This window comes from Amycolatopsis kentuckyensis, assembly GCF_002155975.1.
GTDB lineage: Bacteria > Actinomycetota > Actinomycetes > Mycobacteriales > Pseudonocardiaceae > Amycolatopsis > Amycolatopsis kentuckyensis.
In genome coordinates this window covers 1-6,234 of record NZ_MUMI01000757.1, presented here as the reverse complement: position 1 = coordinate 6,234, position 6,234 = coordinate 1, and the positions used below count along the sequence as shown (strand labels likewise).

General features: G+C 73.2%; 7 protein-coding genes and 1 pseudogene. 6 read left to right on the top strand and 2 right to left on the bottom strand.

All coding sequences use genetic code 11. The features are described from left to right. The 3 genes and pseudogenes from CCN39_RS47340 to CCN39_RS47330 form a co-directional block, all read left to right on the top strand. Positions 1–396: pseudogene (locus CCN39_RS47340) on the top strand (alcohol dehydrogenase); the annotation flags it as partial. Between the two features lie 78 nt (positions 397–474). Then, positions 475–1,329, top strand: coding sequence for an NmrA family NAD(P)-binding protein (locus CCN39_RS47335; RefSeq protein ID WP_086853674.1), 855 nt, complete (start codon positions 475–477; stop codon positions 1,327–1,329). A 253-nt stretch (positions 1,330–1,582) separates the two neighbouring features. Beyond that, positions 1,583–2,830 (top strand): hypothetical protein, encoded by a 1,248-nt coding sequence (locus CCN39_RS47330; protein ID WP_086853672.1) that lies wholly within the window; start codon positions 1,583–1,585, stop codon positions 2,828–2,830. Positions 2,831–2,977: 147 nt separating this feature from the next. On the opposite strand, the gene CCN39_RS47325 is transcribed toward CCN39_RS47330, so the two are convergent. Both CCN39_RS47325 and CCN39_RS47320 read right to left on the bottom strand, forming a co-directional pair. Then, complete coding sequence (locus tag CCN39_RS47325; protein ID WP_086853670.1) at positions 2,978–3,178, bottom strand: hypothetical protein; 201 nt, start codon at positions 3,176–3,178, stop codon at positions 2,978–2,980. 1 nt (position 3,179) lies between these two features. Next, positions 3,180–3,593, bottom strand: coding sequence for a DUF6010 family protein (locus CCN39_RS47320; protein ID WP_086853668.1), 414 nt, complete (start codon positions 3,591–3,593; stop codon positions 3,180–3,182). Positions 3,594–3,725: 132 nt separating this feature from the next. Here CCN39_RS47320 and CCN39_RS47315 point away from each other — a divergent pair, with 132 nt between their 5' ends. The 3 genes from CCN39_RS47315 to CCN39_RS47305 form a co-directional block, all read left to right on the top strand. Continuing rightward, entirely contained in the window at positions 3,726–4,742 is a 1,017-nt protein-coding gene (locus tag CCN39_RS47315; RefSeq protein WP_086853666.1) for an SDR family NAD(P)-dependent oxidoreductase, read from the top strand. Next, positions 4,739–5,626, top strand: coding sequence for an alpha/beta hydrolase (locus CCN39_RS47310; RefSeq protein WP_244211341.1), 888 nt, complete (start codon positions 4,739–4,741; stop codon positions 5,624–5,626). The genes CCN39_RS47315 and CCN39_RS47310 overlap by 4 nt, the downstream gene beginning before the upstream one ends. A gap of 52 nt (positions 5,627–5,678) precedes the next feature. Then, a partial coding sequence (locus CCN39_RS47305; RefSeq protein ID WP_086853664.1) for a TetR/AcrR family transcriptional regulator occupies positions 5,679–6,234 on the top strand: 556 nt, incomplete at its 3' end.

The following is a 6,234-nucleotide window of genomic DNA, read 5'->3' as shown; positions in this document are numbered from 1 at the left end:
GCGGCCCGCGAGCTGGCCCTGGCGCTCGGTGCGGCGTCGGCGGGGGAGGCGGCCGCACCGCCTCCGGAACCGCTGGACTCGGCGATCCTGTTCGCGCCGGCCGGTGACCTGGTGCGGCCGGCCCTGGCCGCGCTGGACCGCGGCGGAACCCTCGCCATCGCGGGCATCCACCTGTCCGACGTGCCGCGGCTGGACTACCAGCGGCACCTGTTCCAGGAACGGCAGGTGCGCAGCGTCACCGCGAACACCCGGGCCGACGCGCGGGAGTTCCTGGCCTTCGCCGGCCGCCACCACCTGGAGGTCAGCACGGTGCCCTACGCGCTCGACGCGGCGGACCGGGCCCTGACCGACCTGGCCGGGGACCGGGTGAACGGCGCGGCGGTGCTCCACGTGTGATGCCGGTGGTAACTCCTTCTTGATATCACTGATGATAACGTGGTTAGTATCAGTGTAAACATCGCGAAGGGGTGCGCCATGATCATCGTCACCGGGGGAACCGGGAAGCTCGGATCGCAGATCGCCGGCCGGCTGCTCGAACGGGTGCCGGCCGCGGAGCTCGGGGTCAGCGTCCGGGATCCCCGCCGGGCCGCGGAGCTCGCCGGGCGGGGAGTCCGCGTCCGGCGCGGCGATTTCGCCGACCCGCAATCGCTCGCCGAGGCGTTCGAGGGGGCGACGCAGGTCCTCGTCGTTTCGACGGACGAGACGGGCGCCGAAGCGGTGGCCCACCACGGGGCGGCGATCGAAGCCGCCCGCGCGGCGGGGGCGAAGCGCGTCCTGTACACCAGCCACCAGGGCGCGGCGAGTGATTCGCGGTTCGCTCCCATGGTGGACCACGCCGAGACCGAGAGCCGGCTCGAAGGGGCGCCGTTCACCGCGCTCCGCAACGGCTTCTACGCCGCCACGGTGCCCCTTCTGCTGGGCGCCGCGCTGGAGACCGGCGAGCTGGCCGCCCCGGCCGACGGACCGGTCTCCTGGACGGCGCACGCCGACCTCGCCGAAGCCGCGGCGATCATCCTCGCGGAGGAGGGCCGCTTCGACGGCCCGACGCCGCCGCTGACCGCACCGGTGGCCTCGGACCTCGAGGAGGTCGCCGCCCTGCTGACCGACCTGACCGGACGCCCGGTCCGGCGAGTGGTGGTCTCCGACGACGCCTGGGCGGCCGGTTTGGTCGGGCACGGGGTCCCGGCGGAGCGGGCGGAGCTGCTGCTGGGGATGTTCCGGGCGGCCCGGCGTGGTGAGTTCGCCGCGGCCGGCCCGGAGCTCGAGGCATTGCTGGGCCGGCCGGCGACGCCGCTGCGGGCGGTTCTGGCCGAGGCGCTCGGGCGGTAGCCGGAGGAGATTTCGCAGGTCCCCGGGTTGCTGGAGAACGATCTCCGACCGGGCGCGGTCGGCCTTGCGCCGCACGACGCCCGGTGCACCGGCCCCCGGTTTCTCCACAGTGGACGGTCCCGTGGTCGTCGCCGTTGCCGGCGCTGTGGCGGACCTCGAGCCCGGAGCACCTGCGGGAGGAGTGATCCGGCGGTACAAGCGGCGTACAAGGCCGGTGTACGAATTTTGGATTGCCGGCTGGCGTACTGCTCCCATGCGAACTCCGAAAGTCATCCTCCTCGCGCTGGCCGTGGCGGCCGGTGCACTGGCCTTGCCGGGGACGGCGAGCGCCGCCTACAGCGACCCGCTGACGACGACCACCAAGCAGAACCTGGTGTGGCACGCGACGCCGGCCGCCGCGCTGACCGCGCTGGACAGCGCGCTGCCGAACGTCAGCCTCAACACCGTCGTCAACGACCCCAGCTACGACATGACCGGCTGCACCACCGCGGAAAAGGCCTCGCTGCCCAAGGCGCCGGTGGCCACCAAGGCGATGTGCTGGGACGCCGACCGCGCCGGGACGACGACGTGGAGCCCCCAGGGCATCACGACCTCCGGTGACGCCGACAACGACGGCAAGTGGGGCGACGACAAGGTCATCCTGTCCGGCTGGCACGGCACCGACGCGCTCGGCCGCTACAACGACGCGCGGATCCAGGCGATCAACTACAACGACCCGGCCAAGCCGTCGTACCGGATGATGTACCTGGGCGTGCCGAACAGCACCGGCACCAGCTTCTCCGCGGCGCAGGCCCACATGGGCGGGATGGCCTGGTACGGCGACAAGATCTACGTGACGGCCGAAGGCAGCACCTCGACCGCCATCCGCGTCTTCAGCACCAAGCACATCCTGCAGATGACCGACACGACCAGCAACGCGATCGGCAAGACCTCGGGCGGGTACGCCGCCTACACCTACAAGTACGCGATGATGCAGGTCGGCTACTACACCTACGCGGGCGGCACCTGCAGCATGTCGTCCGACACCGGCGTGCCGTGCTTCTCCTCGATGTCGCTGGACCGCAGCACCTCCCCGGCCAGCGTCGTGACGACGGAGTACTTCTCCGACCAGAGCCTCCACGGCCGCCTCTACCGCTACCCGATGGGCACGGACTACCTGCTGGCGGCGTCGTCGGGCACGGTGGCCGCGACCGAGGCGCTGCGCAGCTCGGTGGGCAACATGCAGGGCGTGCTGTCCAACAACGGCAAGTACTACGTGGCCCACAGCTCGGCGACGATCAACGGCCAGCTCTGGAGCCAGACGACGGCGAAGAGCAGTTCGGCGACCTGCGAGTCCGGCACGACGGCCTGCTGGGCGGTCCACCCGGAGGCGCTGACCTACGACGTGTCGACCGGCCTGGTGTGGTCCCAGTCCGAGTGGTCGACCGCCGACTGCGCGGCGAAGAACCAGGTTTGCGGCCGTGCGGTGTTCGCGGTGCCGCTGGCTTCGCTGGCGGGCTGAGCCAAGGCGAAAGCAGGAACGCTCCGAGCGCCGTGATCAGGTACCCCACCTGGCGCTCGGAGCGTTCCCGCGCGACCAGCCCGTTCTCGCGCGGGAACCGCAGTTGCTGCGCCATGGCGCTGGGCGTGACCGTGGTGGCCGTGCTGCTCAGGCGCCGGGGTGGCCGCAGGCGTAGACGTTCGCCGAAGCCAGCTGCACGCAGGCGGGGCAGGTGTTGACCGGCCGCTCGCGGCGGCCGTAGTACGGGTGGCGGGCTCCGCACAGTGCCTGGAGCACGTCCCCCGGCCGGGGATCCGGGTGGCACCGAGGGCAGTAGGCGTGCGCGGCGCGTTCGACTTCGGCGCTCATGTCATCCGGGTACCCCTGGCGGTGGCGCGCCAACCCGCCGCCACGCGAGGACCGACCGGCCGCCGGTGAAGCACCAGATCGCGATGACCGGGTCGCAGATCGCGCAGCCGAAGGACGAGTCGTGGGCGAACGGCAGGATCGGCTGGCCCTTGAGGTGGTGGAGGACGTCCCAGCCGGTGTGCAGCAGCCAGCCGACGCCGATGAACGTCCACGAGTCGAGCCCGCGGAAGGCGACGTAGGTCAGCACCGCGCAGAACACCAGCTCCCACGGCCCGAGCGCGCCGCCGGAGAGGTAGGCCGCACCCGCGCCGCCGACCATGACGGCGTTGAACCGCTGCCGGTGCCGCTCCGGGATCAGGGAGTTGAGCAGGACGTACGCGAGGCCGATGAGGATCGGCGCCAGGATCTCGATCACGGAGTCCGACGTTAGGAACCGGCCGCCCGGGCAGCCAGTGGCTCGACGGCCAGGGGACGCCGGGATCTCGCCACTCACCCCGGGCGGTGAATTAACTCAAGCGCTTGACTTAAATTGGGGTACGCTGCCGCCATGACCACGACGGAACCGCTCACCGCGGACAGCCCGATCGGCGACTGGGTCGCCCACCCCGACGGCGGCCCGCTCATCCGCACCCTGCTCGCCGAGGCGGGGGTCGACGAAACCGTCCTCGCGCCGGTCCGCCTGCTGCCGTTGCGGCAGCTGGTCGTCCTCAGCCAGGGGCGGCTCGCCCAGGACGTCGTCGACGACCTGGTGACCCGGGCCAACCACGGGGTGACCCCGGCACCCGGGGCCGGCCGCACGGGCTGGCGCGAGCGGATCGTGCCCGGCCGGTTCGAGGGCCGGACGGTCGTGGTGACCGGCGCCGCCTCCGGCATCGGCCGGGCCACCGCGTCGCGCATCGCCCGCGAAGGCGGCCGGGTCGTGGCGGTCGACGTCTCGGCGGGCCGGCTGGACGAGTTCGCGGCCGAGGTCGGCTCGCCGGAGCTGGTCGCCGTGGCGGCCGACATCACCGACGAGGACGACGTCGCGCGGATCCTCGCCGCCGCGGGGCCCCGGATCGACGGGCTGGCCAACGTCGCGGGCGTCGTCGACGACTTCTCCCCGGCCCACGAGGTGCGCGACGAGCTGTGGCGGCGCGTCTTCGCCGTGAACGTCGACGGGACGTTCCGGCTCATCCGCGCGGTCGTCCCGGCGATGCTGGAAGCGGGTTCGGGCGCCATCGTGAACGTCGCTTCGGAAGCGGCGCTGCGCGGCTCGGCCGCCGGGATCGCCTACACCGCCTCGAAGCACGCCGTCGTCGGCATCACCCGCAGCTGCGCGTTCATGTACGGGCCGCACGGCATCCGCGTGAACGCCGTCGCGCCGGGCGGCGTCGCGACCGGCATGGGGATGCCCGCCGAGCCGTCGGAGTTCGGGCAGGGCCGGGTCGGGGAGTTCCTCGGCCTCATCCCGCCGATCGCCACGGCCGAGCAGCTGGCCGCGTCGATCACCTTCCTGCTCGCCGACGACGGCGTGAACGTCAACGGCGCGCTGCTGCCGTCCGACGGCGGCTGGTCGGTGCAGTGACCGCGCTGTCCGCGGTGGCGCCCGAGCTGCGCGGCCGGGTCCGGCGGATGCCGCGCCTGCCGCTGCACCGGGCCTGGGTGCGGCGCCTGGTCCGGGCGGCGACCGCGCGGATGCGGCCGCCGCCGCTGCCGGACGTCACCGTCGAACGGCACCCCGGCCTGCGCGTGTACCGGCCGCGGACGTCCCGGTCCGACCTGACGCTGCTGTGGATCCACGGCGGCGGCCTGGTCATCGGCGGCGCCGTCCAGGACGACCGGTTCTGCGCCGCGACGGCGGCCGAGCTCGGCATCACCGTCGTGTCGGCCGAGTACCGCCTCGCGCCCGAAGACCCGTACCCGGCGGCGCTCGACGACTGCCACGCCGCCTGGACGTGGCTGCGGGGGCACGTCGCCGCGGAGCGGGTGGTCGTCGGCGGGCAGAGTGCCGGCGGCGGGCTCGCGGCAGCGCTCGTGCAGCGCCTGCACGACGAGGGCGAGCGGCCGCGGGCGCAGTGGCTGTTCTGCCCGATGCTCGACGACCGCACCGCCGCCCGGCGCGACCTCGACGGCGCCGGGCACCGGGTCTGGGACAACCGGCTCAACCGCTTCGGCTGGCGCTCCTACCTCGGGACCGAGCCCGGCGCGCCGATCGTGCCGCTCTACGCGGTGCCCGCGCGCCGGGACGACGTCACCGGGCTGCCGGCCACCTGGATCGGCGTCGGCGACATCGACCTGTTCCACGACGAGGCCGCCGAATACGCCCGGCGCCTGCGGTCGGCGGGCGTCGAGACGACGTTCCACGTCGTGCCCGGCGGGCCCCACGGGTTCGAGGCCTGGGCGCCGTCGACCGGGTTCAGCCGCCGCTACCTGGGCGTGGCCCGGGCGTGGCTGGGACGGCTCCGGTGACGGCATCCGTAAGGTGGGGTCCGGCAGGACGTCGGGGTGACCGGGTGGGTGGATGAACGTCAAGGCGGATCGCGCGAGTGCCACGCGGGAAAGCATCCTGGTGACGGCGGAGCGGTTGTTCGCCGAGCACGGGGTGCACGCGGTGTCCAACCGGCACATCAGCGAGGCGGCCGGGCAGGGCAACAACGCCGCGGTCAACTACCACTTCGGCACCAAAGTGGACCTGGTCCGCGCGATCGCCCGCAAGCACTTCGGCCGGATCGAGCGGCTGCGCGAGGAGCTCGTCGACGCCATCGACGGCGAGGGCGAGCTGCGCGACTGGGTGGCGTGCCTGGTCCGCCCGTCGACGAGCTACCTGCAGGAGCTCGGGTCGCCGACGTGGTTCGCGCGGTTCAGCGCCCAGGTGATGACCGACCCGGCCCTGCGCGCGATCCTCGCGGAGGAGTCCCTGTCCTCGCCGGTGCTGGCCCGCGCGGTCGAAGGGCTCAACCGCTGCCTGGACGGCCTCCCGGCCGACGTCCGAGCCGAGCGCGGCGACATGGCCCGCCAGCTGATGATCCACATGACGGCCGAGCGCGAGCGCGCCCTCGCGGAGGGCACCCCCACCC

Bases quoted from the DNA above. Each gene is read 5' to 3' on its own strand.
- CCN39_RS47325 (WP_086853670.1), bottom strand. From the start codon at position 3,178: ATGAGCGCCGAAGTCGAACGCGCCGCGCACGCCTACTGCCCTCGGTGC.
- CCN39_RS47330 (WP_086853672.1), top strand. From the start codon at position 1,583: ATGCGAACTCCGAAAGTCATCCTCCTCGCGCTGGCCGTGGCGGCCGGT.
- CCN39_RS47315 (WP_086853666.1), top strand. From the start codon at position 3,726: ATGACCACGACGGAACCGCTCACCGCGGACAGCCCGATCGGCGACTGG.
- CCN39_RS47335 (WP_086853674.1), top strand. From the start codon at position 475: ATGATCATCGTCACCGGGGGAACCGGGAAGCTCGGATCGCAGATCGCC.